The 24917-nt window shown below is 70.8% G+C and carries 22 protein-coding genes; 12 read left to right on the top strand and 10 right to left on the bottom strand.

Going from position 1 to position 24917, the window contains the following annotated elements; all coding sequences use genetic code 11:
• Nucleotides 1-39: 39 nt before the first annotated feature.
• Both ACH4SP_RS36800 and ACH4SP_RS36795 read left to right on the top strand, forming a co-directional pair.
• On the top strand, nucleotides 40-237 hold the full coding sequence (locus ACH4SP_RS36800; RefSeq protein WP_398422128.1) for a ferredoxin: 198 nt from the start codon (nucleotides 40-42) through the stop codon (nucleotides 235-237).
• Between the two features lie 110 nt (nucleotides 238-347).
• The gene (locus ACH4SP_RS36795; RefSeq protein ID WP_398421787.1) at nucleotides 348-1496 is read left to right on the top strand and encodes a glycine amidinotransferase; all 1149 of its coding nucleotides are present in this window, start codon (nucleotides 348-350) and stop codon (nucleotides 1494-1496) included.
• A 260-nt stretch (nucleotides 1497-1756) separates the two neighbouring features.
• Here ACH4SP_RS36795 and dpgD read toward each other — a convergent pair whose 3' ends face one another.
• Nucleotides 1757-2560 (bottom strand): enoyl-CoA-hydratase DpgD, encoded by an 804-nt coding sequence (gene dpgD, locus ACH4SP_RS36790; RefSeq protein ID WP_398421785.1) that lies wholly within the window; start codon nucleotides 2558-2560, stop codon nucleotides 1757-1759.
• Between the two features lie 87 nt (nucleotides 2561-2647).
• Between dpgD and ACH4SP_RS36785 the strand changes: the two genes are divergently transcribed.
• The 3 genes from ACH4SP_RS36785 (at nucleotide 2648) to ACH4SP_RS36775 (ending at nucleotide 5931) form a co-directional block, all read left to right on the top strand.
• Nucleotides 2648-3376: a HEAT repeat domain-containing protein gene (locus ACH4SP_RS36785; RefSeq protein WP_398422126.1), complete on the top strand. Its 729-nt coding sequence runs from the start codon at nucleotides 2648-2650 to the stop codon at nucleotides 3374-3376.
• Entirely contained in the window at nucleotides 3370-4446 is a 1077-nt protein-coding gene (locus tag ACH4SP_RS36780) for a HEAT repeat domain-containing protein (RefSeq protein ID WP_398421783.1), read from the top strand. The genes ACH4SP_RS36785 and ACH4SP_RS36780 overlap by 7 nt, the downstream gene beginning before the upstream one ends.
• Before the next feature lie 213 nt (nucleotides 4447-4659).
• Nucleotides 4660-5931: a cytochrome P450 gene (locus tag ACH4SP_RS36775; protein WP_398422125.1), complete on the top strand. Its 1272-nt coding sequence runs from the start codon at nucleotides 4660-4662 to the stop codon at nucleotides 5929-5931.
• A gap of 18 nt (nucleotides 5932-5949) precedes the next feature.
• Here the strand turns inward: ACH4SP_RS36775 and ACH4SP_RS36770 are convergent, their stop codons facing one another.
• Nucleotides 5950-6330 (bottom strand): ArsR/SmtB family transcription factor, encoded by a 381-nt coding sequence (locus tag ACH4SP_RS36770; protein ID WP_398421781.1) that lies wholly within the window; start codon nucleotides 6328-6330, stop codon nucleotides 5950-5952.
• Between ACH4SP_RS36770 and ACH4SP_RS36765 the strand changes: the two genes are divergently transcribed.
• On the top strand, nucleotides 6316-7749 hold the full coding sequence (locus ACH4SP_RS36765; RefSeq protein WP_398421779.1) for an MFS transporter: 1434 nt from the start codon (nucleotides 6316-6318) through the stop codon (nucleotides 7747-7749). The two genes, ACH4SP_RS36770 and ACH4SP_RS36765, sit on opposite strands and share 15 nt — an antisense overlap.
• Nucleotides 7750-7827: 78 nt before the next feature.
• On the opposite strand, the gene ACH4SP_RS36760 is transcribed toward ACH4SP_RS36765, so the two are convergent.
• Complete coding sequence (locus tag ACH4SP_RS36760; protein ID WP_398421777.1) at nucleotides 7828-8490, bottom strand: ScbR family autoregulator-binding transcription factor; 663 nt, start codon at nucleotides 8488-8490, stop codon at nucleotides 7828-7830.
• 149 nt (nucleotides 8491-8639) lie between these two features.
• On the opposite strand from ACH4SP_RS36760, the gene ACH4SP_RS36755 reads away from it, so the two are divergent.
• A complete protein-coding gene (locus tag ACH4SP_RS36755; protein WP_398421775.1) occupies nucleotides 8640-9677 on the top strand; it encodes a LysR family transcriptional regulator in 1038 nt (345 codons plus the stop codon).
• 61 nt (nucleotides 9678-9738) lie between these two features.
• On the opposite strand, the gene ACH4SP_RS36750 is transcribed toward ACH4SP_RS36755, so the two are convergent.
• On the bottom strand, nucleotides 9739-13536 hold the full coding sequence (locus ACH4SP_RS36750; protein WP_398421773.1) for a hypothetical protein: 3798 nt from the start codon (nucleotides 13534-13536) through the stop codon (nucleotides 9739-9741).
• Between the two features lie 333 nt (nucleotides 13537-13869).
• On the opposite strand from ACH4SP_RS36750, the gene ACH4SP_RS36745 reads away from it, so the two are divergent.
• Together ACH4SP_RS36745 and hemC are read left to right on the top strand one after the other, a co-directional pair.
• The gene (locus tag ACH4SP_RS36745) at nucleotides 13870-14223 is read left to right on the top strand and encodes a hypothetical protein (RefSeq protein ID WP_398421771.1); all 354 of its coding nucleotides are present in this window, start codon (nucleotides 13870-13872) and stop codon (nucleotides 14221-14223) included.
• A gap of 205 nt (nucleotides 14224-14428) precedes the next feature.
• Nucleotides 14429-15376, top strand: coding sequence for a hydroxymethylbilane synthase (gene hemC, locus ACH4SP_RS36740; protein ID WP_398421769.1), 948 nt, complete (start codon nucleotides 14429-14431; stop codon nucleotides 15374-15376).
• Nucleotides 15377-15549: 173 nt separating this feature from the next.
• Here the strand turns inward: hemC and ACH4SP_RS36735 are convergent, their stop codons facing one another.
• The 4 genes from ACH4SP_RS36735 to ACH4SP_RS36720 form a co-directional block, all read right to left on the bottom strand.
• On the bottom strand, nucleotides 15550-15789 hold the full coding sequence (locus ACH4SP_RS36735; RefSeq protein WP_398421767.1) for a hypothetical protein: 240 nt from the start codon (nucleotides 15787-15789) through the stop codon (nucleotides 15550-15552).
• Nucleotides 15790-15939: 150 nt separating this feature from the next.
• Nucleotides 15940-16350: a RidA family protein gene (locus tag ACH4SP_RS36730; protein ID WP_398421765.1), complete on the bottom strand. Its 411-nt coding sequence runs from the start codon at nucleotides 16348-16350 to the stop codon at nucleotides 15940-15942.
• Nucleotides 16351-16540: 190 nt separating this feature from the next.
• Nucleotides 16541-17803 (bottom strand): MFS transporter, encoded by a 1263-nt coding sequence (locus ACH4SP_RS36725; protein WP_398421763.1) that lies wholly within the window; start codon nucleotides 17801-17803, stop codon nucleotides 16541-16543.
• Nucleotides 17804-17905: 102 nt separating this feature from the next.
• The gene (locus ACH4SP_RS36720) at nucleotides 17906-18322 is read right to left on the bottom strand and encodes a hypothetical protein (protein ID WP_398421761.1); all 417 of its coding nucleotides are present in this window, start codon (nucleotides 18320-18322) and stop codon (nucleotides 17906-17908) included.
• A gap of 1026 nt (nucleotides 18323-19348) precedes the next feature.
• Here ACH4SP_RS36720 and ACH4SP_RS36715 point away from each other — a divergent pair.
• The 3 genes from ACH4SP_RS36715 (at nucleotide 19349) to ACH4SP_RS36705 (ending at nucleotide 22600) form a co-directional block, all read left to right on the top strand.
• A complete protein-coding gene (locus ACH4SP_RS36715) occupies nucleotides 19349-19711 on the top strand; it encodes a DUF6463 family protein (RefSeq protein ID WP_398421759.1) in 363 nt (120 codons plus the stop codon).
• A 295-nt stretch (nucleotides 19712-20006) separates the two neighbouring features.
• Nucleotides 20007-21413, top strand: coding sequence for an NAD(P)/FAD-dependent oxidoreductase (locus ACH4SP_RS36710; protein ID WP_398421757.1), 1407 nt, complete (start codon nucleotides 20007-20009; stop codon nucleotides 21411-21413).
• A 365-nt stretch (nucleotides 21414-21778) separates the two neighbouring features.
• A complete protein-coding gene (locus ACH4SP_RS36705) occupies nucleotides 21779-22600 on the top strand; it encodes an IS5 family transposase (RefSeq protein ID WP_398422123.1) in 822 nt (273 codons plus the stop codon).
• Nucleotides 22601-22639: 39 nt separating this feature from the next.
• Here ACH4SP_RS36705 and ACH4SP_RS36700 read toward each other — a convergent pair whose 3' ends face one another.
• Together ACH4SP_RS36700 and ACH4SP_RS36695 are read right to left on the bottom strand one after the other, a co-directional pair.
• On the bottom strand, nucleotides 22640-23641 hold the full coding sequence (locus ACH4SP_RS36700) for an aldo/keto reductase (RefSeq protein WP_398421755.1): 1002 nt from the start codon (nucleotides 23639-23641) through the stop codon (nucleotides 22640-22642).
• Entirely contained in the window at nucleotides 23638-24861 is a 1224-nt protein-coding gene (locus tag ACH4SP_RS36695; RefSeq protein WP_398421753.1) for an MAB_1171c family putative transporter, read from the bottom strand. The genes ACH4SP_RS36700 and ACH4SP_RS36695 overlap by 4 nt, the downstream gene beginning before the upstream one ends.
• Nucleotides 24862-24917 lie beyond the last annotated feature (56 nt).

Raw genomic sequence — 24917 nt, 5'->3', positions numbered from 1 at the left:
CTGAAGCCGTACAGCCCGTGAAGGAGGAAGAACGTGCAGATGCAGATCACCGTCGACGCCGAGGTCTGCGTGGGCTCGGGCCAGTGCGCACTGGCCGTCCCCGACGTCTTCGACCAGGACGAGACGGACGGCACGGTCGTCCTGCTGGAGGCCAGCCCCGCCGAGGAGTTCCACCGGGAGGTGGACGAGGCGGTGGGCCGCTGCCCGGTACGGGCCATCACTGCGACGGAGCACTGACGCCCGCGCCCACGCCCGCACGCCTTCGCCCGCACGCCCGCGCCCTCCCAGACCACCTTGCTTTGCCCAACCAGCCCTCCCCGGGCGGGACTTGAGAAAGGCCCTCACCGATGCGTCTCAACAGCTTCGACGACTTCACCGCGCTCAAGGAGGTCGTGCTCGGCTCGGCGGACGGCTACGCCGACCGCATCCACGACCTGTCCTTCGACATGTTCATCAGCGACAACCTCTCGGGCGCCAAGGGCTACTACCCGAGCATCTCCGAGTGGCGGCCGAGCCAGGAGCGCGACGACCGGAACGAACCGCACCGCCTCGCCCTCAAGAAGCGCTTCCTGGAAGAGCTCATCGAGGACGTGGAGGGCATCGCGGACTCCTTCCGCGAGCTCGGCGTGACGGTGCACCGCCCGCTGGCCCTCGACCCGGCCGCCACCGACGTCACCACCCCGGCCTGGTCGGCCTCGATCACCCCGCCGCTCAACTGCCGCGACAACACCCTCATCCTCGGCGACGAGATCATCGAGACGCCGCCGACGCTGCGCGACCGCTACTTCGAGACCCAGTTCCTCAAGCCGGTCTTCATGGAGTACTTCCGCCAGGGGGCCCGCTGGACGACCATGCCGCGCCCGATGATGACGGACGCGTCGTTCGACCCGGCCAACCTGACGAGCGCCGCACCCAACATCGAGGTGCCGCTCGACCCGCAGGCCTCGCCGTACGACGTCGGCCTGGAGCTCATGATCGACGGGGCGAACTGCCTGCGGCTCGGCCGGGACCTGATCGTCAACATCTCCAACGCCAACCACGCACTGGCCTGCGACTGGCTGGAGCGCCACCTCGAAGGCCGCTTCCGGGTGCACCGCATGCACAAGCTGACGCAGAGTCACATCGACAGCGTGGTCATCCCGTTGCGCCCCGGCACCCTGCTGATCCGCAACGAGCGCGTGCTCGACTACCTGCCGCAGAGCCTGCGCGGCTGGGACACCATCGTCTCGCCCAGCCCCTCGGTGGACGACTACCCGCAGTACGAGAACGACGACCCGATCCCGGCCAGCCCGTACATCGACCTCAACGTGATCTCGGTCGACGAGCAGACGGTCCTGGTCAACGACGCCTGCAAGACGCTCATCCGCACGCTGGAGGACCGCAAATTCACGGTCGTCCCGATCCGCCACCGCCACCGCAGGCTCTTCGGCGGCGGCTTCCACTGCTTCACCCTCGACACGGTGCGGGCCGGCGGCGCCGAGAACTACCTCGACTGACGCACGGCGACGCCGACACGGCGGCGGACGCTCCGGCCCTTCGAGACCCGGAGCGTCCACCGCCTGCTCGTCACAGCCTCGGCCCGGCAGCTCAGCCCGGTCGGCCCGGCGCCGGCTCGGCGTCCTCGGCCCCGGTGGTCTTGGTCCGGTGGTCTCGGTCCGGCGGTCTCGGTCCGGCAGTTCAGTCCGGTCGGCCCGGCGTCGGCTCGGCGTCGGCCCGGCGTCCTCGGCCCCGGCTCGGCGGCCTCAGCCCGCCGGCCTCAGCGCGCCTCCCACTTCGGCTCGCGCTTCTCGGCGAAGGCCAGCGGCCCCTCGGTGGCGTCCCTGCTGTGCATCCGCCGCTCCTCCGCCGGATAGTGCGCCGTGAACGCCTCCTCCAGCGGCAGCGCGGCCGACTTCGCGGCCGCCTCCTTGATCGCCCGTACCGACAACGGCGCACTGCGCACCAGATCGGCCACCCAGCCCGCCACGCACTCGTCGAGCCCCCCGGCCGGTACGACCTCATTGACCAGACCGAGCTCATAAGCGCGTTGCGCGTCCATGCGGCGCCCCGTCAGCAGATAGCCCATGGCCGTTTTCGACGGCAGCTGACGGGTCAGCCGGAACACCCCGCCCGCCCCCGCCATGAGTCCGAGCCGTGCCTCCGGAAGGGCGAAGGTCGCGTCCGTGGAGGCGATGACGATGTCGCAGGCCAGGGCCAGCTCGAAACCCCCGCCCAGCGCATATCCCCGTACCTGCGCGACCACCGGCTTGGTCAGCTCGAACCGCTCGGTGAGCCGGGGCCAGCCGGGCTTGCCGCGGCTGCCGAAGGTGGCCGTGCCCGCACTGTCCTCCCGGATCCGGCCGGCCAGCTCCTTCAGGTCCTGCCCGACGGAGAAGGCCCGGTCACCGGCGCCGGAGAGGACCGCCACCCACATGTCGTCATCGGCTTCGAAAGCATCCCAAATTTCCCCGAGTTCCTTGTGCATGCGCAAATCCATCGCATTGAGGACCTCGGGCCGGTCGAGCGTTATCCGGGCCACGTGCTGCGTCTTCTCGTAACGAACTCTGGTTGGTTTCGACATGGCACGGACTCTATGCGCGCCGGTCGGCGCTTGACCTTGACACAGTGACAAGGTTTTCACTGTGCTGAGGAGGTGGTCCGGATGACCATGGCAGATCAGGACACGGGTACGGGTACGGGTACGGGTACGGACACGGGCATGGGCACGACGGCGCTGCGGGCTCTCCAGGGCCTGGAGGACGGGCGCCCGTCGGTACGGCTGCGAGCGGCGCTGGCGGTGGGCACGGCCCCCGACCCCCGGTTCGTCGGCAAGCTCATCGAGCGCTGCGGGGTCGAACCGGACTTCTCCGTACGGGAAATCCTGACGTGGGCGCTCACCCGGCACGCGGCGGCGGGGTCGGCCCCGCCGGAGCTCCTCGCCGGGCTGCTCGGGGAAGTCCGCTCGGAGGGTGCGCAGGCGCGCAGCCAGGCGTTGCACACGCTGTCCAAGATCGGGGACCGGCGGGCGTGGCCGGCGATCACCAGGGAGCTGCTGTCCGACGCCGACGACGAGGTGGCGCGGAGCGCGTGGCGGGCCGCGGTCGTACTCGTACCAGAGGGCGAGGAGCCCGCACTGGCCGCGGCGCTGTCGGCCCAACTCGGGCGCGGCGTACGGGAGGTGCAGCTGAGCCTCAGCCGGGCGCTGATCGCGCTCGGCGAAGCGATCGGGCCGGCCCTGCACGCGGCGACGACGGATGCCGACCCCCGGGTGCGCGCGCACGCGATCGCCACGCAGCGGCTGCTGCGCGACCCGGACGCCGGGTTCGAGTTCGCGATCGAGGAGGCGAAGCGCGTCGTGGCGCTCGGCCCAGGGGCCCCGGGGGCGGGGACGTGCTGATCGGTGAGGTGGCGCGGAAGTCCGGGGTCAGCGCCCGCATGCTCAGGCACTACGAATCGCTCGGCCTGGTGCGCCCCACGGGGCGTACCGTCGGCGGCTACCGGGAGTACTCCGGCGAGGACATCCGGCGGATCTTCCACATCGAGAGCCTGCGGTCGCTGGGTCTTTCGCTGACCGAGGTCGGGCGCGCGCTCGACGACCCCGGCTTCACGCCCGCCGAACTCGTCGACGACCTGGTCCGCCAGACGCGGGAACGCATCGCGAGCGAGACGCAGTTGCTCACCCGGCTGCGCAGGATCGGCGCCGCGGAACCCGTCGGCTGGGAGGACGTCCTCCAGATCGTCGCCCTCCTCCAGGGACTGGGGTCACCGAGCGCGGGGAAGCGCCAGCGCGCGGCCCTGTCCTCGGTGCCCTCGGTGCCGCCCTCGGCGTCTTCGCCGTCCTCGGTCTCGTCTGCGGAAGGGCCTCCGATGCCGGTGGAAGCGCTGGTCGAGGCGGCCCTGAGCGAGACGGACCCGAACGTCGCCGGAGCCCTCCGCTGGGCTCTGGCGCAATCGGGCGGCGACGGAGCGGCGCTGCTGGCCGACGGCCTCGGCTCACCGGAGGCCGAGGTGCGCAAGCGTGCCGTCCGGTCCCTGGCGGAGATCCCGGACGGCGCGGCGACCGCACTGCTGCGGGACGCCCTCGCCCACCCCGACGTCGTGGTCCGCCGGTACGCGGCGCTGGCGCTCGGGCCGCGTGGCGTGACCGAAGCGGTCCCGACGCTCATCGACATGGTCGCCGGGCGGTCGAACGCGGGGCAGGCGAACGACGTCGATGCGGCCGATGCCCTGGCCGCCCTGGCGAGCCGCCCCGGGCAGGCGGACAGGATCGCCACCGGACTCGTCGACCGGCTTGCCCGCGACACCACGGATCCGTCCGCCCGCCGACGGCTGACCCAGGCACTCGCGGACATCCCGGGCAGCACGGCGGCACGCGCCCTCGCGGACCTGTCCCACGACGAGGACCGCGCCGTCGCGCTGACCGCGACCTACGTCATCGGGGTACGCACCGAACGGCAGGACCGCTGACCTCGGGCGGGAGGGTCCGCCCCCGCCCGGCGCCCCACTCCAACAGCACCCAACAGCACCCAACAGCACCCAATGGCGCCACGTGGCACCTGACCCTGCCCCGCAATGGCTTGTCATGGCGCCAAGCATGTGCCATCGTGGCGCCATCCACTTGGCCCCGGTGGTCGGCTGTCAGCCGCCACGAAAGGACTTCCGATGAGCCAGACGTGCCCGATGAGCCAGCCGAGCCAGCCGAGCCAGACCAGCGAACCGAGCCAGACCAGCGAACCGGTACCCGTCCCGCACGGCCTCCCCCTGGACCGCGACGCCGGCCCCTTCGACCCGCCCCGCGAGATCACCCGGCTGCGCGGGGCCCGCCCCGTAAGCCGCATGGTCTTTCCCGACGGCCACGAGGGCTGGATCGTCACCGGCTACGAAGCGGTACGGCAGCTCATGGCCGACACCCGCTTCAGCTCCCGCCAGGACATCGGCATCCTCCACCTGCCGTACGAAATCCCCGGCATGCCCGAGATCACCGAACCGTCCCCGCAGGCGCCGGGCCTGTTCATCGCCATGGACCCGCCGGACCAGACCCGGCTGCGGCGTAAGCTCACCGGCTCCTTCACCGTCAGGCGCATGAAGCAGCTCGAAGAGAGCATCATCGCCATCGCCGAACGGCAACTGGACGAGATGGCGCGCCTGACCCCGCCGGTCGACCTGGTCAAGGAGTTCGCGCTGCCGGTGCCGTCCCTGGTGATCTGCGAAATGCTCGGGGTCCCCTACACGGACCGGGACAACTTCCAGGTCAACTCGGCCAAGGTCCTGAACAAGGATCTGCCGTTCGACGAGCAGATGGCCGCCTTCGGCGAACTGAGCGCCTACCTGGCCGAACTGGTCACGGGCAAACGTGCCGCGCCCGGCGAGGACATACTCTCCGACCTGGCCCGCGACGAAGACCTCTCCATCGAGGAACTGACCGGCATGGCCTTCCTGCTCCTGCTCGCCGGCCACGAGACCACCGCGAACATGCTGGGCCTGGGCACCTTCGCACTCCTGGAACACCCCGAGCAGCTCGACCAACTCCGCGTCGCCCCGGACCTGTTGCCCGGTGCGGTCGAGGAGCTCATGCGCTACCTGTCCGTCGTCGACATCAACTTCCGCTACGCCACGGAGGACCTCGAACTCGGCGGCGAGACCATCCCCGAGGGCTCGACCGTCCTCGTCTCCCTGCTGGCCGCCAACCGCGACCCCGAGCGCTTCGAGGACCCCGACACCCTCGACATCCACCGCAACGCCCGCGGTCACCTCTCCTTCGGCCACGGCGTCCACCAGTGCCTCGGCCAGCAGTTGGCCCGTATCGAGATGCGCGCCGGCTTCGAGTCCCTGTTCCGCCGCTTCCCGACCCTCCAACTGGCCGTCCCCGCCGACGAGGTGAGGCTCAGGACCAGGATGAACATCTACGGCGTCCACGAACTGCCGGTCACCTGGACGCAGCAGCCGAGCTGAATCAGCTCCCCGAGCGCGTCACCTGCTCCGGCCGCCCACCGGCTGCCCCTCCGGCTGCCAGGCCGCCACCAGTTCCAGCAGCCCGGGGAAGCGCGCGGTGAGGTCGTCGATCCGCACTTGGCTGCGGCGCTCAAGACCGTACTGCCGCTGCCGGGTGAGCCCCGCGTCCCGCAGCGTACGGAAGTGGTGGGTGAGGGACGACTTCGGCCGGTCCAGGCCGAACCAGCCGCAGGAGTGGTCGAATTCCTCGGATTCGAGCAGGAGCCTGCGGACGATCCCCAGGCGCAGCGGATCGCTCAGCGCGGCCATCACGATCTCCAGCCGCAGCTCGCCGACCGGGGGTTCGGGGAGCGGGGCCGGCGGCTCACCGGCGGCGGGCGGGATGTGGAACGTGGCCATCTGCGGCTCCCTATAACGCTTCTCCTATGTACGAGTTGGATCGTACTACGGCTAAGTTCGATTGAAGTCGTACAGGAGATGAGCAGGGGAGACGCAGTGACGGACGTACACACCGCACCACAGCGGTCGAAGCGCACGGAGCAGGCCGCCAAGGGCACGGGACGGGCCGCCAAGGGAACAGGGCAGGCCGCCAAGGGGCAGGTGGTGGCGCCCCGTTGGTGGATCTGGCTGGCGGCCTGGCCGGTGACGGCGGTCTTCGTGCTGTCCAACGCGGCGACGCCCCTGTACGTGCTCTGGCAGCGGGACATCGGATTCTCCAAGGGCACGCTCACCGTGATCTTCGCCTTCTACATCGTGGGGCTGATCGGCTCGCTGCTGGTGTCGGGCGTGCTCTCCGACCGGGTCGGCCGCAAGCCCGTGCTGCTGCCCGCCCTGGTGCTCGCCGCGGTGGCCTGCCTGATCTTCGCGACCGCGTCGTCGGTGCTCGCGCTGGTCGTCGCCAGGCTGCTCACCGGCATCGCGGTCGGAGCGGCGGTCTCGGCGGGCATGGCCGCGGTCTCGGACGTGGCGGGCCCGGCCCGCAAGCGGCTCGGAGCCCTGCTGGCCTCGTGCGCGATGGTCCTGGGCGCGGGCCTCGGCCCGCTGCTCGCCGGGGTGCTCTCGGAGACGGCGCCCGCACCGACCGGCACGGTCTTCATGGTGGAGATCGTCCTGCTCGCCGCCGCGTTCACGGTGGTCCTGCGCATGCCCCTGCCGCCGAAGTCCCCCGTGAAGTCCCTCGCGGGCAAGGGCGTCGAGCCCGCCCGGAAGGCCTCCTGGGTACGGGTGCCGGGCGTGCCGCGGGGCAACGGCGGCCAACTCCTGCTCGGCGTCGCCGTGTTCGCGCCGGGCATCACCGCGACGTCCTTCGTGCTCTCCCTCGGCCCGTCGCTGCTCTCCGGCCTGCTCGGCACCACCAGCCGCGCCGTCGCGGGAGCGATGGCCTTCGCGATGTTCCTGACGGCCACCGGGGTGCAGTTCGCGGTGCAGCGGCTGCAGGTGCGCAGCATCCTCGTCGCGGGTGCGGTGGGTACGACACTGAGCATGGCCGCCCTGACGGCAGCCGTGCACACCTCGTCGGTCGTCCTGCTGATCGCCGCCGCGGTACTCGCGGGGGCCGGCCAGGGCCTCGGCCAGCTCGGCGGGCTCTCGCTGCTCAACGCCGCGGTCCCCTCCGGCCGCCTGGCCGAGGCCAACGCGGCGCTCAACGTGGGGGGTTACGTACCGGCCGGAATCTTCCCGGTCGTGGCCGGCTTCCTGAGCGACGCGGCCGGCCTGACCACCGGCGCGACGGTCTTCGGCGCGGTCCTGGCGGTCCTGGCGACCTGCGGCGGCCTGGTCGTACTGGCCCGCCGCGGGCAGACCCCCGAGCCCGCGTAGCCCCAGCCTCCCCACCACTTCCACCTCCTGGCTTCTCCACCTCCTGGCCTCTCCGCCTCCTGGCCTCCCCGCCCCGGCTCAGGTGCGAAGGGCGCCGAAGAGGAAGTCCCGTACCTCCGCCCAGCGTTCGACGATGTCGGCCCGCTGCTCCAGTACGTCCGAGATGTGCTGCATGCCGAAGAAGCCCGCCACCAGGGCGCGCGCCGCGGCCGCCGGGTCGGTGCCCGCCTTGATCTGCCCCTCGTCGAGGGCGGCGGACAGGAGTCCGGTGAGCAGCTCGGTCCAGTCGACGTACGGCGGCGGAAGTTCCGCGTCGATGTGCGGGCGCTCCAACTGGAGCCTGGCCCCGGCCTGGACGACGACGTCGTCGCGGAAGGCGAGCGCGGCGCGGTCGAGCATCTCGGCGGCGGTGTCCAGCGGGGACAGCTTCCGGGCCCGGGTCTCTTCCAGGAGCGTCGGCCACTTGGCATAGAGGTGCTCGACGACGGCGAGGGCCAGTGCCTCCTTGGTGGGGTAGTGGAAGTAGACGGCTCCCTTGGTCATTTCGACCCGGTCGGCCACGTCCTTCACGGACGTGTGGCGAAAGCCCCGGGCGGCGAAGAGCTCGGCGGCGGCGGTCAGCACCAGGGACTTGGTACGGGCGGCACGGTCCTGCTTGGGCGCCGGCCCCCGCCGCCCGCCGAACTGCCTCGCCGCGAACGCCGAGTCGCCGGCCTGGGACACAGCCAGACGATCCGTCATCGACCCCCACCTCTCTCTCCGATCACCGATCACGGATCACGGATCACGGATCACGGATCACGGATCACTGTCCATGGCAAGATACCTTCCCGCAGGTATATTTCTGCATCAAGGCAGAACTGAGGCAGAACCGAGGCAGGGGAGCAAGCATGACCGTCACCGATGCGCCGACCGCCGCCCCGCACGACGTACCCCCGCTGTCGGACGACGTCGACGACATCGACATGAGGCACCTCCGGTACTTCCTGGCCGTCGTACGGGCGGGCACCGTCTCGGCCGCCGCGCTGGAACTGCACATCGCCCAGCCGAGCCTGAGCCAGCAGATCCGCCGCCTCGAACAACGGATCGGCGTCCCGCTGTTCAGCCGCAGCTCGCGCGGCGTCGAACTCACCGCGGGCGGCCGGGTGTTCCTGGAGGGAGTGCGGTCCATCCCCGGCCAGTTGCGCTCCGCCATCGCCGCCGCGGCGCCCGTACCCGCCACCTGGTCCGTCGGCGTGTGCGAAGGGGTGCCCGCAGAAGTGCTCGACGGGATCGAACAGGGCCTCCGCGACCACGCGTACGGCCGCGACCCCGACAGCCCGTGGCACGGACTGCGGCTGCGCCAGGTGACATCCGCACAGCAGCGGCAACTGCTGGAGAACGGCGAGCTCGACCTCGGGATCGTACGGCTGCCGACCGAGGCCACCGCCGGCCCGGCACTGGCCATGGCGGTGCTCCGGGACGAGCCGCTCGGCGTGGTCCTGCAGAGCCGTCACCCGCTCGTCGCCAAGTTCTCCCTGACGGCGCACGACCTGCGCACACAGCGACTGCTCTGGTACGACACCGGCTGCGCGCCCGGCCAAACCAGCACAGTACTCAAGGAGTTGGCGGCCATGGGGTGGCGGCCTGAGCTGTATACGCCGGCCGACGGCCAGCAGGCACTGTTCGCCCACGCACTGCGCTCCACCCCCGACCTCGTCGCACTGCGCCCGCGGTCCGCGGTCCGGGACCTGCCCCGGCTCGCCTGGCGCCCACTGGCGGCCGACACCGCCCCGCACGAGCGTCTCGCCCTCGTCGCGGCCGCGGGCACACCGCAGAGCGCGGTGCTGCACCGGATCGCCGACGAGGCCCTGCTCGGCTTCACTGCGGCCGACCTGCACGGACAGGCTGCCGCCATCAGCACCGGCGCGCCCCGTGCGGGGAGGTGACCGGTGACCTTCCGGACCCGCCTGCGGTTCCGACACGGCGGCCCGGAGCCGGCGGTTCTGCTCACGGGCAGGTCTTCCGGTACGGGATGTCCACGATGTGCGTCGCCCAGTCGCCGTGCGACAGACCACCCGCCGTCCGTCGGCACACGGTCCGTGCCGCCGCTTCCGTGCCGATCTCGTAGGACTGGAGAGGGACGTTCGGGGCTGTGGAGTGCAGCGTGTTGCCGTCGTCGTCGAATCGCAGCGCCGTCGCGGGATCGCCCGAGGTGAGCAGGGGCACTCCCACGGGCTGGTGGGATCGGGTGTCCCAGATCCGCAGAGAGCCGTCGCCCGACGACACGGCCAGGTGCCGGGAGTCCGGGGAGAAGGCCAGAGCGAAGATCTGCCCGGTCGCGCCGGGCCCGGTCCGCGTCAGCTCGCCCAGCCGTCGGTGCGACGTCCCGTCCCAGAGAGTGACCCGGCCGGAGCTGTCGCCCGTTGCCAGGTAGGCGCCGTCCGGGCTGAAGTCCAGCGTCGAAACCACGCCGACGTTGCCTGCCCCGGTCGGCGGACCGGCCCCGGGCAGGCTGCGCACATGGCCCTCTGAGGTGACGAACCTGCCCCCGCCGGGTCGCAGGGCTACATTCTGTCCATTCGTGTGGCGCCACGTCCGGATCACCTCGCGGCGCCGCAGGTCCCACAAGTACGTGGAACCAAACATCGGTACCTCCATGAACAGCAGCGAGCGGCCGTCCTTGGTGAAGGTGACAGTGGACACGGGTGACCGCTCCGCCGGTGGCAGACCGGTGAGCGGTGAGTCCCGGCGCCGGGCGACATCCCAGAGGGACAGCTTCCAGGCCGGGACCTGGGCGCTGGTGTAGTCGGTTCCATGGACGAGGAACCGGCCGTCGGCACTGAATGCGACGAGGGCAGGGCACTTGTCGTCCAGTGGCCGTGGACGGCATGACTGGCTCGGCAGCTCGACCCAGTCGCCGCCCTGGCGCACATCGCGCACGCGCACGCGGATACTGCGCCCGTCGGTGTACGCCACGGCGAGCATCGATCCGTCAGGGCTGAACGCGGTCGCCTCTGCCGACTGCGCTTTCCAGTCCGGTGACAGAGCCCGGCGTATGTCGAGCGTGCGGACAGTGGTTCCCCAAGCGTGTTCCGGTCCGCCGAGATAGTGCAGCCGGCCGCTCGCCGGGTCGAACCGCAGCTGGCTGGCTGCCTCCCCCTTGAGCGGGTAGTTGAACACCGGTTGAAACGGGCTCGCCAGGCGCCACAGCGACAGCTCGGAGCGGTTCGCCGTCGCGAGGAAGCGTCCGTCGTCGCTGAATCGGGTCTCGCGTGTTCCCTCATGGCCGATCGTCGTGCCCGCCTTGCCGGAGGCGATGTCCCAGGTACGTACTCCCGCCTGGCCGGTCAGTGCCAGGGTCCGGCCGTCCGGGGTGAACTGGACAGCCTCGTCGATGCATTGCTGCCGGGAGACAGCCGGGGCCCAGGGCGTGCTGATACGTCGCTGCCGTGGCACGTCCCAGAGCTGGAGCTGCTCGCCCGGCAGGCACAGTGCCAGCAGCCGGTCGTCGGCCGTGAGCGCTACGTCTTGAACCGAGGCCAAGTCGCGCCGTTCTTTGTGCTGTTGCTGCCGCAGCAAGGGCGACGAGGCCAAAGGGTATGGCTTCGTCTTCGGTGCGGGGACCGTGCGCCGGGGCAGCGCCAACAGCACCCGCCCTGAGCCCATCTCCCGTACTACTGGGCGCTGTTCGACGTTCGCGCCCGAGCGCTTCGCCTCGTACGTCACCATGCTCCGGCCGCTGGAACTCATCTCGGCCCCGGCGGCGAGGGACACCGGCGGGCCGATCTCGCGCCCCGAGACAAGGTCGCGGACGCCCACCCGCCACTGCCTGCCCTTGCCTGTGAACACGGGCAGGAAACGCGAGTCCGCACGCATCGTCGCCGCCTCGGGCAACCGGGCACCGAGGCCGGGCATCGTGCGTACGCGGCGCTGTGCTCCCACGTCCCACTCGACGACCTGCCCCGCCCCGATGCTGGTGAGCACGCGCCCGTCACGGCTGAGATGGCGCATCGTGTCGGAACGTGTGTCCGGGTCGGTGAAGGCGCCCTGTTCCGGTTGCGCCATGGCGCCGAGCAGCGCCGAGCGGGTCTGGGGCAGGTCGGCGATGCGCCAGGCCGCGAGTCCGAGCCGCATGGCGGTGACCGGGTCCGACTGGCGCAGACTCTCCGCGACCCCGGCGATACGGCGGGCCTCGTCCTCGACGCGGCGCCGCTCGCCCTCCCGGTTCTGCTGCCAGACAGTCAGGCCGGCCACCAGGGCCAGGACCAGCAGCAGTACCAGCGCACCCGTACGGGCCCGGCCGCTGCGTTTCGCGCTCGCCCTGGCGGCCAGGCTCACGGTGAGGAACTCCCGCTCCGGAGGAGTCAGACCGCACTGCGCACCGCTGTGGGGGAAGTGCTCTTCGGCGGTGGAAAGGCGCATCCCCCGGTACAGGGCGCCCGCATCCCGGCCGAGTGCGGCCCAGTCCGCGGCGGCCTCGGTGAGCAGGCGTTGCTGGCGCAGCCGCTCGCGGTCCTCGTCGATCCAGGCACGCAGCCTCGGCCAGGCGTGGAGGAGGGCTTCGTGGGCGAGTTCGACGGAGTTCTCGTCGAGGGTGATCAGACGGGCGCGGGCGAGGTGTTCGAGAACGGAGGGCGCCTGGCCGGGGTGGGTGGCGGTGAGTTCGCCGCGCTCGGTGGGGCGGCGGGTGTCCTGGGCGCCCTGGCCGGGGGTGACCAGGCGCAGCAGAAGACGGCGGGCCACCTGCTGCTGTTCGGGGGCGAGGGCGTCGAAGGCCGCGTCGGCGGTGCGGGCGATCGCGCCGTGGATGCCGCCGGCCGCATCGTACGCGGCCTCGGTCAGGGTGCGGCCGCGCCGTCGTCGCCAGGTCTCCAGCAGGGCGTGGGACATCAGGGGAAGGCCGCCGGGCTCGTCGGTGACCTCGGCGACGACGCGGGCGGTCAGGGTGCGTTCCACGATGAGCCCGGCGCCCGCGGCCGGTTTCACGACCGCATCGCGCAGCTCGTCGGCGTTCATCGCCGGTACGAGAAGAGCGCTGTCCTTGATCGCCTCGGCAAGGGCGCGGTGCTGGGCGCAGTGACCGTAGAAGTCGGCGCGGATCGCGAGGACCACATGGGTGCCGTGGCCGGACCGGGCGGCGGCCAGCAGCAGTTCGATGAAGCGGGACCGGTCCGCCGCGTGGGTACAGACGGTGTAGATCTCTTCGAACTGGTCCACGATCAGCACCCCGCCGGGCCGGACGGCTTCGGAGCCGGGGTCGAGGAGCGCGGCATGCGTACGGGCCGGGTGCGGGCCCGGGGTGAGGATCCGGATGTACGAGGGCCGCTCCTCGTGGTCAGGGCTGTTGCGCAGGCGCGGGATCAGGCCCGCGCGCAGCAGCGAGGACTTGCCGCTGCCGGACGGGCCGACCAGCACCGTCAGGGACCGCTCGCACACCATGGAGGCCAGTTGCCGGACGAGGTCGTCACGGCCGAAGAAGCGGTCCTGGTCGTCCGGTTCGTAGCGCGCCAGACCCAGATACGGCGCCTGCTCAAGATCGCTGTCGGCCATGGTCTGCTCGGCCGTCAGGGCATCGGCCTCGCGCCAGCGCTCCTCCCACCGCACCGGGTCACCTCCGCACACCACCACGTACGCGAGCACGACCGGGAGCGAGGGGAGGCGTTCGCCCGTGGCCGCCTGCGCGAGTGTTGCCGTGGAGTAGGACGTCATCGCCGCCATCGCCCGGTACGTGGGACCGCCCGCTTCCTGGCGCAACTTGCGGAGTTCGTACGCGAATTGGGCAACGGGGCCATCCGTCGGGTCCAACGGCCGTTCCTGACGTCCCATCACAGCCCCCGCTCGTCTCCGCGGTCATGACAAGGCGGCACGTTACGCGGCCACGACACAGCGCGGCATAAGGGTCCGCGGCACGGGCGTGCCCCGCCGCGCCGCCGCCCCGCCGCTCCGGCACCCCCGCCTCCGACGCGCGCCGCCCTCTTCGCCGGCTGTTCGGCTTTGTCCGACGCGGCGAAAGGGGCCTGCCAGACAACGGACGGCCAGCAAATGTGATCCATGCCCCGGCTGCGGTCGGGCGCTGCACACCACGCGGACGTTCCGCACCATGCGGACGTTCACCACACCATGAAGGAGACAGGGACCATGCGGATGAAGAAGCTTGCGGCCGTGGCCGCCGGAAGTGCCCTCGCGGTCGGCGGGCTGTTCGCCACCGGGTCCACCGCGAGTGCGGGCGCCGCCCCCAGCGAGATCGGCGTCAGTGCGGACTGCTGGACAACGTTCAATCCGGGCAACCCGCAGGGCGGCCCCTTCACCCACACGTACCGGAACTGCAACCCCAAGGCCATCAGCGTGGCCACCGGCTACCGGAAGGACGGCCAGACCGTTCGGGTCAACAGCTGCCGGTACGTCGCGGCAGGCGCCACCACCAGCTGGCGCCACTCGTCCTCGGTCAAGGGCGCCCAGTACGAGACGCACATCTGCCGCTACCCGGCGTAGGCGGTACGGCGGGCGTACGCGCGGCAGTCCTGGGACGTGTCTGTGCGGTGGTGAGGATCGCCGCCGCACAGACGGGGCGGCGCGTGCGCCGATACGCAGGGTCCACCAGGGCCCTCCGTTGGTGACAACCTGTCGGAAACCGCATCGTTGTGGTGCAAGTAGGGTCGAGAGTCAACATGCCTGTGGGGACGAGGAGTTGACCGGGATGAGCGACGCCGTGGTGCGTATCGGTTCGAGGGCGAGCAAGCTCGCGCGGACCCAGGTCGCGGAGTGGCTCGGCCCCGTCGCCGCGCACCTGCCCGGCGTGCGGTTCAGGCGGGAGGTCATCCTCGAAGGCGGCGACCAGGACCGCGTCACGCCGACCCTCGCCGAGGTCGCGAAGACGTCCGGCGGGTCGGCGTTCTCCACCCAGCAGGAGGAGGCCCTGGTCTCCGGCCGCGTCGACGTGATCGTGCACTCGCTGAAGGACCTCCCCACCACCGTGGCCGAGGGCACGGTCCTGCTGGTCACCCCGGGCCCGCGCGAGGACGTCCGGGACGTACTGTGCGGGGCCACCCTCGACGGCCTCCCGCAGGGCGCCCGGGTCGGCACCGGGGCCCCCCGCCGCATCGCACAACTCCTGGCCCTGCGCCCGGACCTGGAGGTCCTGCCGATCCGGGGCAACGTACCCGGACGGCTCGCCAGGATCGACGGCCGCAACGGCCGCAACGGTCTCGACGCCGTGGTCCTGGCCGCCGCCGGACTGAACCGGCTCGGCCTCGTCCCGGACGTCCACCAGGTCCTCGACCCCGCCGAGTTCCCCCCGTCCCCAGGACAGGGCGCGCTCGGCATCCAGGTCCGCACCGGTTCGCCCGCCGCCCGCCTCCTCGCCGGAACCGGGGACCCGCAGGTCGACGCGTGCGTGCGCGCCGAGCGCGCCGTGCTCGCCGAACTCCACGGCGGCTGCTCCGTCCCGGTCGGGGCATGGGGAAGGATCGGCGACGACGGCCTCCTGCACCTGTCCGCCGCCGTCACCTCCCTGGACGGCAGGACCCAGGTCACCGCGTCCGGGACCGGCCCGGCCGACGCCCCCCAGAAGCTCGGCGAGTGCCTCGCCGCCGACCTCCTGGACCAGGGCGCGGCAGACATCCTCGCGACGATCAGGACACCCTGAGACCGCGGGCGACGTCCCGTGCGGTGTGCCGTGGGCGATGACGCGGTCGGCAACGTTCCGACGGTGCCATCCGGGATTCGGTACACGGCCGAGGCCGACCGGTGACGCGGGCGGACCGTCCCTTCGTACGCCGGCCCGCAGCCTCGGCTGCGGGCCGGACGCTTGCTCCGATGTCAGGAGTGGTCGATCACATTGCCGTTCGAGGCGTTGTTGTCGTGGTCGCCGACGTAGCCCGGAAAGCCGCCGAGGACCGGGACCACGGCGGCCTCCTGAATGGCCACGACGCCCGCGGAGAAGTTCCAGTTGTCCGCCGCGCTCACCGGGCCTTCGAACGGGTTGTCGTCCGCGTGGGCCGCGGGCGCCCCGAAGGACAGTGCCAGGACGGGAATCGCTGCGAGGATGATCTTTTTCATGCACCGCCAACGATCAGGCAGCCTTCAGGTTGCGGGCCGTCGGCCGCCAACCACCCTGGCAGCGGGTGCGGCCGGTCCGCCGCCTTCGACAAGGTGATCCACTCATGGCTCAGCTCTCGAACCCGCCGAAGAGCCCGCAAGCACCCGGCATCACCGGACGAGTCCGATGGCCTCGATCTCGATCATCCATTCGGGGTCGGCGAGCGAGGAGACCTCCACGAACGACTCCGCGAGGTGAGGCTTGTCCGGGAAGTGTTCCGCGCGCAGCCTGGCGAAGACGTCCTGCTGCGTGATGTCCGTGACGAACACCGTCGCCTTGACCACCTCGGCGAGGCCGGAGCCCGCGTTGGTGAGGACCGTCGACAGATTCGCGAGCGCCTGACGGGCCTGCGTCTCGAAGTCCCCCGCGCCGACCGTGGCCCCCTGGGCGTCGATCGGCGCCTGGCCCGACGTGAAGACCAGGTTCCCGACCCGGACGCCGAGCGATATGCCGGCGGACTCGTACCAGTCGGGATCCGCGGAGACGCGCACGCGCTCGGCGGCAGGCTGTGCAACGGACATACTGCTGACACTCCCTCAGAACTGCACCAGAACTGCACACGGGCCGGGCAGCTGTGATCACCCCGGCATGATCAACAGCTACGGGATCCCGCGAATCATTCCCGAGGCCCCGCAAGTCCGCCTCGGCACGGCCCGGGTGACGTCCACCCGCTTCCCGGCGCTCGGCCGGACGACCGCACCCGGAGGCGGATCATTCGCCGCGGGTGTCCCGGGACGCGACCGCGGCACGGATGGTGTCCTCGCGGATCACCCGCAGGAAGGGGATCAGGAGGGCCGCGCAGGCCACCGCTCCCAGGGCGAAGACCGGGCGGGGCCCGACGGTCTGGGCGAGGACACCGGCCACTGCGGCCCCCAGCGGCATCCCGCCCCAGCCGATCAGCCTGCTGGCGCTGGACACCCGGCCGAGCAGCTCGTCGGGGATCAGCTGCTGCCGCAGGGTGACCACGGTGACGTTCCACAGCCCGCTGCCGACCCCGCCGAGGAAGGTGGCGGCGCCGACCGGCCAGGGCTGGGCGGTGAACACCGGGGTGGCCAGCATGATCACCCCGGTGATCACGTCGACGGCGAGCAGGTTGCGGGTGCCGAGCAGACGCCGGACCGGCCCTGCCACGAGGGAGCCGAGTACGCCGCCGAGCGCGAGCGCGGTCAGCAGGATGCCGTACGTGGTGCCGCTCAGGCCCATCGGCCCGGGGGAGACCGCGTACAGCACGAGCACCGCGCTCCAGCCGCTCCAGGCGGCCGCCATGACGCACACCATGAGGGCGAGGTTGCGCAGCAGGCGGTGCCCGCGCAAGTAGCGCAGCCCTTCGGTGAGTTCGTCCCGGATGCGCGGCTTGGCGGCCGGGGCGCTCTCCCCGGCCGGCCGCGGATCGTACCGACGCCCGAGGAGAAGCAGCGCACCGGCCGCCACCAGGTAGAGACCCGCGGTGCTCAGCGTCGCGAAGACGGTGCCGACGGCGACGAGGAAGCCCCCCAGCGGCGGGCCCACGAACTCGTTCAGCGAGGAACGGGTGCTCTCCAGACGGGAGTTGGCCCCGTCGAGACGGTTCCTCTCCACCATCATGGGCAGTACGGAAGTGGTCCCGAGGTCCGCGACGAGCTCGGCCGTGCCCAGCAGGAACGCCACCGTGTACAGAGCGACCAGCGGGGCGACCTCGCCCGAGAGAGCGAGCGCGAACAGCACCAGCGCGACGACCCGGGCCAGATGGGCCCACCGGATCAGCCGGCTCCGCTCGACCCGGTCGATGAGCACGCCGATCGCCAGCGTGCACAGTACGTACGGCATCGTCTGGGCCCACCGGACACCGGCGACGAGACCGGGGGACGAGGTGAGGGTGAGGGCTGTCAGCGGCAGCATGATCACCACCAGGCCGTCCCCGAGATTGCTCAGACCGTAGGACGCCCACAGACCCGCGAAGTCGCGCCGGCCCGCTCGTCGTGCCTCTGTGCCCACCCGGTCTTCTCCTCGCCGCTGAGTGTGGAGCGCCGTCCCGACGCGGGGACGGCCGCCCCCCGGTGTGCGGGGGCGGCCGTCATGAGTGTGCCGGAGACATGGTCAACACAGCAGCGCGCACGTGGCGCGTACGAACGTCTCCTTGCCGTGCGCCCGTACGGTGTGCGCGAACGCGGCCCGCGGGTTGGCGGGGGCCGGCACGGTCCCCTGTGACGTCATGCCGAGGGGTGCGAGGACGGCGCGCGTCTGCTCGCCGACGCAGTGCACGCCCTTGTTGGACAGGATGGTGTCGGCGATCCGTCCGCCGAGCCCGTCGAGCTTGCTGCCGGACCAGGTCGACACCGTGTAGCCGCCATCGGACTGCTCGAAGAAGCGGACGTCGGCGCCCTCCGCGCTCTCCGTGAGGAGCACGAAGATGCGGCGGCTCGGGAGCTCCATGTCGAAGCCGTCCATCTTGCCGAGGATGGCCTCGGGGTCGCCGTAGAAGTCGTGGACCTCGGGCGTCCAGGAGAACGTCACGCAGCCGAGGGCGGTTTCGGTCTTGGTGGTTTGCGCTGCAGCTTGCACCGTGGGGGTCAAGACATGCTCCAATCGAGAGGTGCCGTGGACCGGCACCGAGTGGGCAGTGCGCGCTAGCCCATGCTGGTCCAACCCCACCCGAAACGGCAGCCCAAAATACGTCGTTGTCCCCGGCACCGGTGTGCACTCGGGTGACAGGAGAGAGCCCGCCCGACCGTCCGCACGCGCGTGCGACCCTGCTCCGGGGGCCGGGCGGTGGGAACGTACGCATCAGGAGCGATGGCCGGAAGCAGGAACTCCGCCCTGTGCCCGATGTTCGGCTTCTGGTGTCACGGGGAGGGGCATGCAACTACTGATCGCCGGTCGTTCAGGCTGGTGGGGAGTGGGTGGTGTCCGAGTTGTCCGGGGCAGGGCGGTGATGACGTGGACAGCCATGCATTCGTTTCCTTCGACCGAGATCTGGTCCCTCTTCACAACGGGCCAGCAGGGTCGCCCGGCGGCAGAAGCCGCTGCGGCGCTCGTCGTGATCGGGTTCCTGACGGCCACCGATGTCATGAACACTGTTGCCGCGATCAGCATCGCGGTCGCGCTGTTCCCGATAGCCGGCGTTGAGCTGAAGAGGCAGAGGCAGCATCAGGCGGAGAGGAGGCCGGGGACGTCCCATGGACGAGGACGGTTCAGAGATCTGGCCACCCCTTGAGCGGCTACGCCCCAGGCGGATACGGAGCCGATGAGCCCGACCACCGCAGCGGCGGTGAGGACCCGGTTCGGGACCCGGACACGGCTGGAACAGTACGCCGAAGACGGCGACTCCCAGTGTCTGCCCCAGTTGCCGGAAGGTGGTCGTCGTCCCGGCGGCCATGCCTCCCCGCTCCGGCGGTATTCTGCCTCGCCCCGCTGCCTCGCCCCGCTGCCTCGGTCACGCCGAAGGCGGCCGGCGGCCGCCGTCTCGACGCCCACGTCGTCGTCAGATCTCCACGCGCCCCAGCGCGTGATCGTTTCACGATCAGGATCGACGTTCGTCACATGTCCTGGCGGGAGGGCCGATCGGCCCTCCCGAAGTCAGTCCCTTGGTCGGACATATTCAGCCAGGGGCCGTGGCAGACCATCCTGCTGGACGTCACCCCCGAGAACCTGGCCTACTCCGAGGCCTTCTGGGTCGCACCGGCCAGCTTCGGGGTGCCGGTACTGCTGCTCGGCGCCTTCGTGCTGTGGACGGCGAAGCAGGGTGGGCGGGTGCCCGCCCCGTTCGGCTGGGCCGTGACCGCCTGGGGCGCGGTTCTGGCCGCCCTGCTTCCCGCCTCACCCGCCTGGGCCTTGCTGTTGGTCGGGGTGCTGCTCGTACTGGCCGCACGTGGCCCCCGCGCGAGCGACGCCCGGGACCATTGAACCGGGCGCACCGACAAGCACACTGAGTTGGAGGCTGAACATGGTCCGCCCGCTCCAAGGCGGCCCCGGTGACTCGCCCTGGCCGCAGTGCTCCAGCCGTCATCCGTCATCCCGTGGTCGTACCGCTCCATCGCCCGTGCGGCGCAGCCGAGTCCGGCTCGCGGACGATGCCCGACACTCTCCTACCTGCGATGTTCATTATGGAACGCGTCCTGTCGGTGCGTGATCTGACGAGGCGTCCCTCCGGTGGAACCAGCATCGCCGAAAGCTGTCGAACCCAACCAAGGGGAGTGTCATGTCCACAACGAGGATCCTGATCGTCGGTGGAGGATTCGCCGGACTGGAGTGCGCGCACCGGCTGGAGCGCAGGCTCACCGCGGGGGAGGCCGAGATCACGATGGTCAGCGATCAGAATCACCAGCTCTACCTGCCGCTGCTGCCGCAGGTCGCGGCCGGCAAGCTGACCGCACAGTCCATCGCCGTGCCACTGCGACGGATGCTGCGCCGCACCACGCTGGTGCCCGGCTCGGCCATAGGCGTGGACGCCGGTGCCAAGGCCGTTGTGGTACGCACCATCGACGAGCAGCTGCGCACCCTGCACTACGACTACCTGGTGCTCGCGCCCGGCAGCGTGACCCGGAAGTTCGACATACCCGGCGTGGCCGAGCACGCGATCGGCATGAAGACCCTCGCCGAGGCGGCCTACCTCCGTGACCACGTCATCGCCCAACTCGACCTGGCCGCCGCGGCAGGCGACAACCCCGAGGAGCGGGCCGCCCGGCTGCAGTTCGTGGTGGTAGGCGGCGGATACGCCGGCACCGAGACCGTCGCCTACCTGCACCGGCTCACCACACGCGCGGCCAAGCGCTATCCGGGTCTGGACGCCAGGGAGATCCGCTGCCACCTGGTGGACCTGGCGCCGAAGCTGATGCCCGAACTCGGGGAGAAGCTGGGTGCGAAGGCACTGCGCGTCCTGGAGCGGCGCGGGGTGGAGATCTCCCTGGGCGTCTCGGTCGCCGCGGCGACCCGCGATTCCGTCACCCTGACCGACGGGCGCACGCTGCCGTGCCGGACGCTGGTGTGGACCGCCGGGGTTGCACCCAGCCCGCTGATCGCCACCCTGGACGCGGAAACGGAACAGGGCCGACTGGTGACCGGCGCGAACCTGTCCGTCTCCGGACTCGACAGGGTGTACGCCCTGGGCGACGCCGCGTCCGTACCCGATCTGGCCTCTGGCAGCAGCGCCGTCTGCGCGCCCACCGCCCAGCACGCCACACGGCAGGGCAAGGCCGCGGCAATGAACCTGATCGCCGAGATGAGGGGGTTCCCGGCCTCCGACTACCGGCACAAGGACCTCGGTCTCGTGGTCGATCTGGGAGGCCCACAGGCGGTCGCCAAACCACTGGGCATCCCCCTGAGCGGAATCGCCGCGCAGACGGTGACGAGCGCATACCACCTGATGGCACTGCGGACACTGACCGCCCGCTACCGGGCCGTCGGCGGATGGCTGCTCAACGCACTGGCCGGGGACGACTATGTACGGATCGGACTGCAAGCAGGACGGGAGGCCTCACTCGACGACTTCGAGCGTACGGACGGATACCTGAGCCCCGATCAACTCCGGGAGCTGACGAACCGGCCGGCGCTGGTGCCGGACGGAGTCGAAAACCGGACAGGTGAGACAACAGGAGCCGACTCATGAGACTTCCCAAGTCCACACCCACGTCCCGCCCTGGCCGAGGAGATCCTGCCCCAGGCGGCCGAAATTCTGGCGTGCCACTCGGCCGTCGGCTGGCCGGATGACCTCCTCACCGCGGACGAGACGGCGACGCTGATCGGTGCGTGCGAGTATGTGCGGCTGCGGGGTGGGGCTGACGGCTGCACCCTTGCCTTCCGCGGTCTGCCCACGGAGCCGGCGGAGCACGCGCGGCACGATCGCATGACGGTGCGCGCGGTGCTGGAGTGCGCCCGCCGGTTCGACGCCAACCAGCGTGGGCACTGGAACTGGGCATCGGCACCGGCAGAGAAGGACGCAATGTCGCCCCCCTCGTGGGCACCTACGTAGGGATTGAGGCATCGCACGCGACGATCGAGGAGGGGCGCCGGGACGGCCTGGACGTCCGGCACGGCGAACACGATCTGCGCTCCCTGATGAACGCGGTGCTCTACGTGGACCGCACCGGCATCCCCTGGCGCTACCTGCCGCACGACTTCGCCCCGTGGGCCACGGTGTACGGCTACTTCGCGAAGTGGCAGCAGGACGGCGTGTCCGAAGAACTCACCGGCCTGCTGCGGCGCCCGGTCCGGGAGAGCGAAGGACGCGACGGCGAACCGCCGGCCTGCGTGCTGGACTCCCGGACCGTCAAGACCTCCGCCAACGTGCACCTCACGGACCAGGGCACCGACGCCGGGAAACGCATCATCGGCCGCAAGCGCCACCTCGGCTGCGACACCCTCGGCCTGCTGCTGACCGTCCTGGTCACCGCCGCCAGCGTCTCCGACACCGCGGCCGGGGTCTCCGACACCGCCGCCAGCGTCTCCGACACCGCGGCCGGGGTCACCCTGCCGACCCGCATCGCCGCCGCCCACCCGCACGTCACCAAGGCCTGGGCCGACGCCGGCCACCGCACCACGGCCCTCAACCACGGCGCCCGCCTGGGCATTGACGTCCACCCCGTCCAACGCCCGCCAGGCACCAGGGGATTCAAAATCATCCCGAGACGCTGGACCATCGAACGCAGCATCGGCCGGCTCATGCACCACCGACGCCTCGCCCGCGACTACGAAACCCACCCCCACCGCTCCGAAGCCACGATCCACCTCGCGACGACCGACCTCATGACCCGCCGCCTCACCGGCGAGGCCACCCCCAACTGGCACGGAACCTAAACCCGGGACCAAACACACCTCACAGGGCGAAACGCTCAGTCAGTTCCCCAGTCGGGCGAGTGCCTGCTCCGGATAGCGTCCGCCGGCTACCGCTCCGTCGGGCACCGCCGCCCGCAGCAGGGCGAGTTGCTCCGGGCTCAGGGTCAGTTCCGCGGCCGCGGCGTTCTCCTCCAGGTAGCGCTGCTTCTTGGTGCCGGGAATCGGGACGATGTCCTGGCCCTGGGCGAGCAGCCAGGCCAGGGCCGCCTGCGCGGGCGTGCAGCCGATCTGCGCCGCGACTTCGCGCACGGCGTCCACCAGCGTGAGGTTGTGCTGGATGTTCTCCTCGGCGAAGCGCGGCCAGCGCTTGCGATTGTCCGTGCCGACGAGGTCCGCGGTGGAGGTGATGCTGCCGGTCAGCATGCCTCGCCCGAGTGGGCTGTACGCCACGACGGAGACCCCGAGCTCGTGACAGGTCTCCCGCATCGCCCCCTCGACGACATCGCGTGTGAACAGCGAATACTCCAACTGGACGGCGCTGATGGGATGTTCGGCGTGTGCCCTGCGCAGTGTGTCGGCGTTGACCTCACTGAGGGCCAGGTGGCCGACCTTGCCCTCGGTCACCAGCTCGGCCATGGCTCCCACTGTCTCCTCGATGGGGACCGCGGGATCGCGCCGGTGGACGCAGTAGAGATCGATGTGTTCGACGCCGAGACGGCGCAGCGACGCGTGACAGGCGGTGCGGGCGTACTGCGCCGAAGTGTCCACCCCGTCCACCCGCCCCGACTCCGCATCGTGGCGCAGACCGAACTTGGTGGCGACGACCAACCGCTCCCGGTCCGGTCCACGCCGCCGGAGCCAGCGCCCGAGGAACTCCTCGTTGGCTCCGCGCCCGTACGCATCCGCCGTGTCGAGCAGAGTGACGCCCAGGTCGAGCGCGCGGTCGAGCGTGCGCCCGGACTCGGTATCGTCCGGGGTCCCGTAAGCGATCGACATGCCCATGCACCCCAGGCCCACGGCGGACACCAGTGGGCCGTCGGCGCCCAACTTGCGGTACTTCACGTGCGACTCCTCTTCTTGGACAAAGGCGATGAAGGCGAAAGGGTGGAATAGGCCCTGGCGATGCTCAGCAGCCAGGCGACCTCGGCCTCGTAGTCGCCGCGCTCGACGGTGTGCGGCTCGACGGCCGCAGCCGTCCCTTCCGTCCGTCGATCGTCGCACTTCGCCCTCAGGGCACTCCGGAGGGCGGTCGCCTGTACCACGGCGTTCAGCTGCTGCCCCGAAAGGCCGGACCGGCGGGCAGCCTGCGTCGCGCTCGCCATGACGGCCGGGTCCATGTAGGGCCGCAGAGCCAGCAGGCCGTCCTGGATCTCGATGATCTCGCGATAGAGCCGGTAGTTGATGTCACCGGGAAGGATACGGGCCAAGGGGGTGGAGGGCCGCGGCTCCAGAACGATGTGCGGATTCGCCCTGTGCAGGGCACGCCAAAGAGGCTGCAGCCTCTGGTAGTTGAGGAAGTTGCGCATCCTCTGGTGCAGATCGGCTGCCTTCGGCCCCCAGGACGGCATGGTCAGGCCCGCCGTCAGGAAGCAGATTCCGATGCCGTTCGCCAGCGGTGCCATGAGCTCCCATCGCAGGGGGTCGAGCCCGAGTTGTACCGCGACGACGGCCGACGCACGATGGACGCAGTAGACGACATATGCGGCCGCACCGACGCCCGTGGCGTAGAGACCACGGCGCAGCCACTGCCGACCGGCCACCCGCCCGTACCGACGGCACAGCCTGATGATTTCCACCATGCCGCTGCCGAACGCGATGACGTAGATGAGCAGGTAGACCGCGACTGCCGGCCGGTGGGTGTTCTGCAGCAGGTAGTGCTGGGACCGCCCTTCGGTTCCCGAGCCCGCCACCCCCCACATCGTCAGCATCGCGGCAGCGCACAGTGCGGTGATGACCAGCCGCCGAAGGGCCCTACGACGGGCCTCGTCGGGCGGATACACCCAATACGCGACGGCAATGAGAATGGCGGCGCTCGATGCCACTCCGCCGAGCAGATGGATGCCCAGAGCCCCCAGATTGGGTACTCCCGTAAAGCTGTCCACGGCTGCTGACACACGAGGCGTGGAGAGGGTGAAGGACACCCCCTTGCAGGAGAACGCGACGAGCAACGCGACAAGAGCGGGGTCACACCGGGAATGGCGTACATCGCGCACTTTGTAGAGCAGGGCGAGCGCACAAAGGGCGGCGCACGCCGGAAAGACCACACTCTTGACGCCGAGCAAAGCTCCTCCGGGTCATCATGGCTGCTGCGGGGTCCACCGGGCGGGTTCACCTGCTC

It is taken from the genome of Streptomyces sp. NPDC021093, from assembly GCF_044333135.1.
GTDB lineage: Bacteria > Actinomycetota > Actinomycetes > Streptomycetales > Streptomycetaceae > Streptomyces.
Note: the sequence above shows the minus strand (reverse complement) of the source record. Positions and strands in the feature narration are given on the sequence as shown.

Coding starts and splice junctions, on each gene's coding strand:
- ACH4SP_RS36800 (WP_398422128.1), top strand. CDS start 40: ATGCAGATCACCGTCGACGCCGAGGTCTGCGTGGGCTCGGGCCAGTGC.
- ACH4SP_RS36795 (WP_398421787.1), top strand. CDS start 348: ATGCGTCTCAACAGCTTCGACGACTTCACCGCGCTCAAGGAGGTCGTG.
- dpgD (WP_398421785.1), bottom strand. CDS start 2,560: ATGTCGAAACCAACCAGAGTTCGTTACGAGAAGACGCAGCACGTGGCC.
- ACH4SP_RS36785 (WP_398422126.1), top strand. CDS start 2,648: ATGGCAGATCAGGACACGGGTACGGGTACGGGTACGGGTACGGACACG.
- ACH4SP_RS36775 (WP_398422125.1), top strand. CDS start 4,660: ATGAGCCAGCCGAGCCAGCCGAGCCAGACCAGCGAACCGAGCCAGACC.
- ACH4SP_RS36770 (WP_398421781.1), bottom strand. CDS start 6,330: ATGGCCACGTTCCACATCCCGCCCGCCGCCGGTGAGCCGCCGGCCCCG.
- ACH4SP_RS36760 (WP_398421777.1), bottom strand. CDS start 8,490: ATGACGGATCGTCTGGCTGTGTCCCAGGCCGGCGACTCGGCGTTCGCG.
- ACH4SP_RS36755 (WP_398421775.1), top strand. CDS start 8,640: ATGACCGTCACCGATGCGCCGACCGCCGCCCCGCACGACGTACCCCCG.
- ACH4SP_RS36745 (WP_398421771.1), top strand. CDS start 13,870: ATGCGGATGAAGAAGCTTGCGGCCGTGGCCGCCGGAAGTGCCCTCGCG.
- hemC (WP_398421769.1), top strand. CDS start 14,429: ATGAGCGACGCCGTGGTGCGTATCGGTTCGAGGGCGAGCAAGCTCGCG.
- ACH4SP_RS36735 (WP_398421767.1), bottom strand. CDS start 15,789: ATGAAAAAGATCATCCTCGCAGCGATTCCCGTCCTGGCACTGTCCTTC.
- ACH4SP_RS36730 (WP_398421765.1), bottom strand. CDS start 16,350: ATGTCCGTTGCACAGCCTGCCGCCGAGCGCGTGCGCGTCTCCGCGGAT.
- ACH4SP_RS36715 (WP_398421759.1), top strand. CDS start 19,349: ATGTCCTGGCGGGAGGGCCGATCGGCCCTCCCGAAGTCAGTCCCTTGG.
- ACH4SP_RS36710 (WP_398421757.1), top strand. CDS start 20,007: ATGTCCACAACGAGGATCCTGATCGTCGGTGGAGGATTCGCCGGACTG.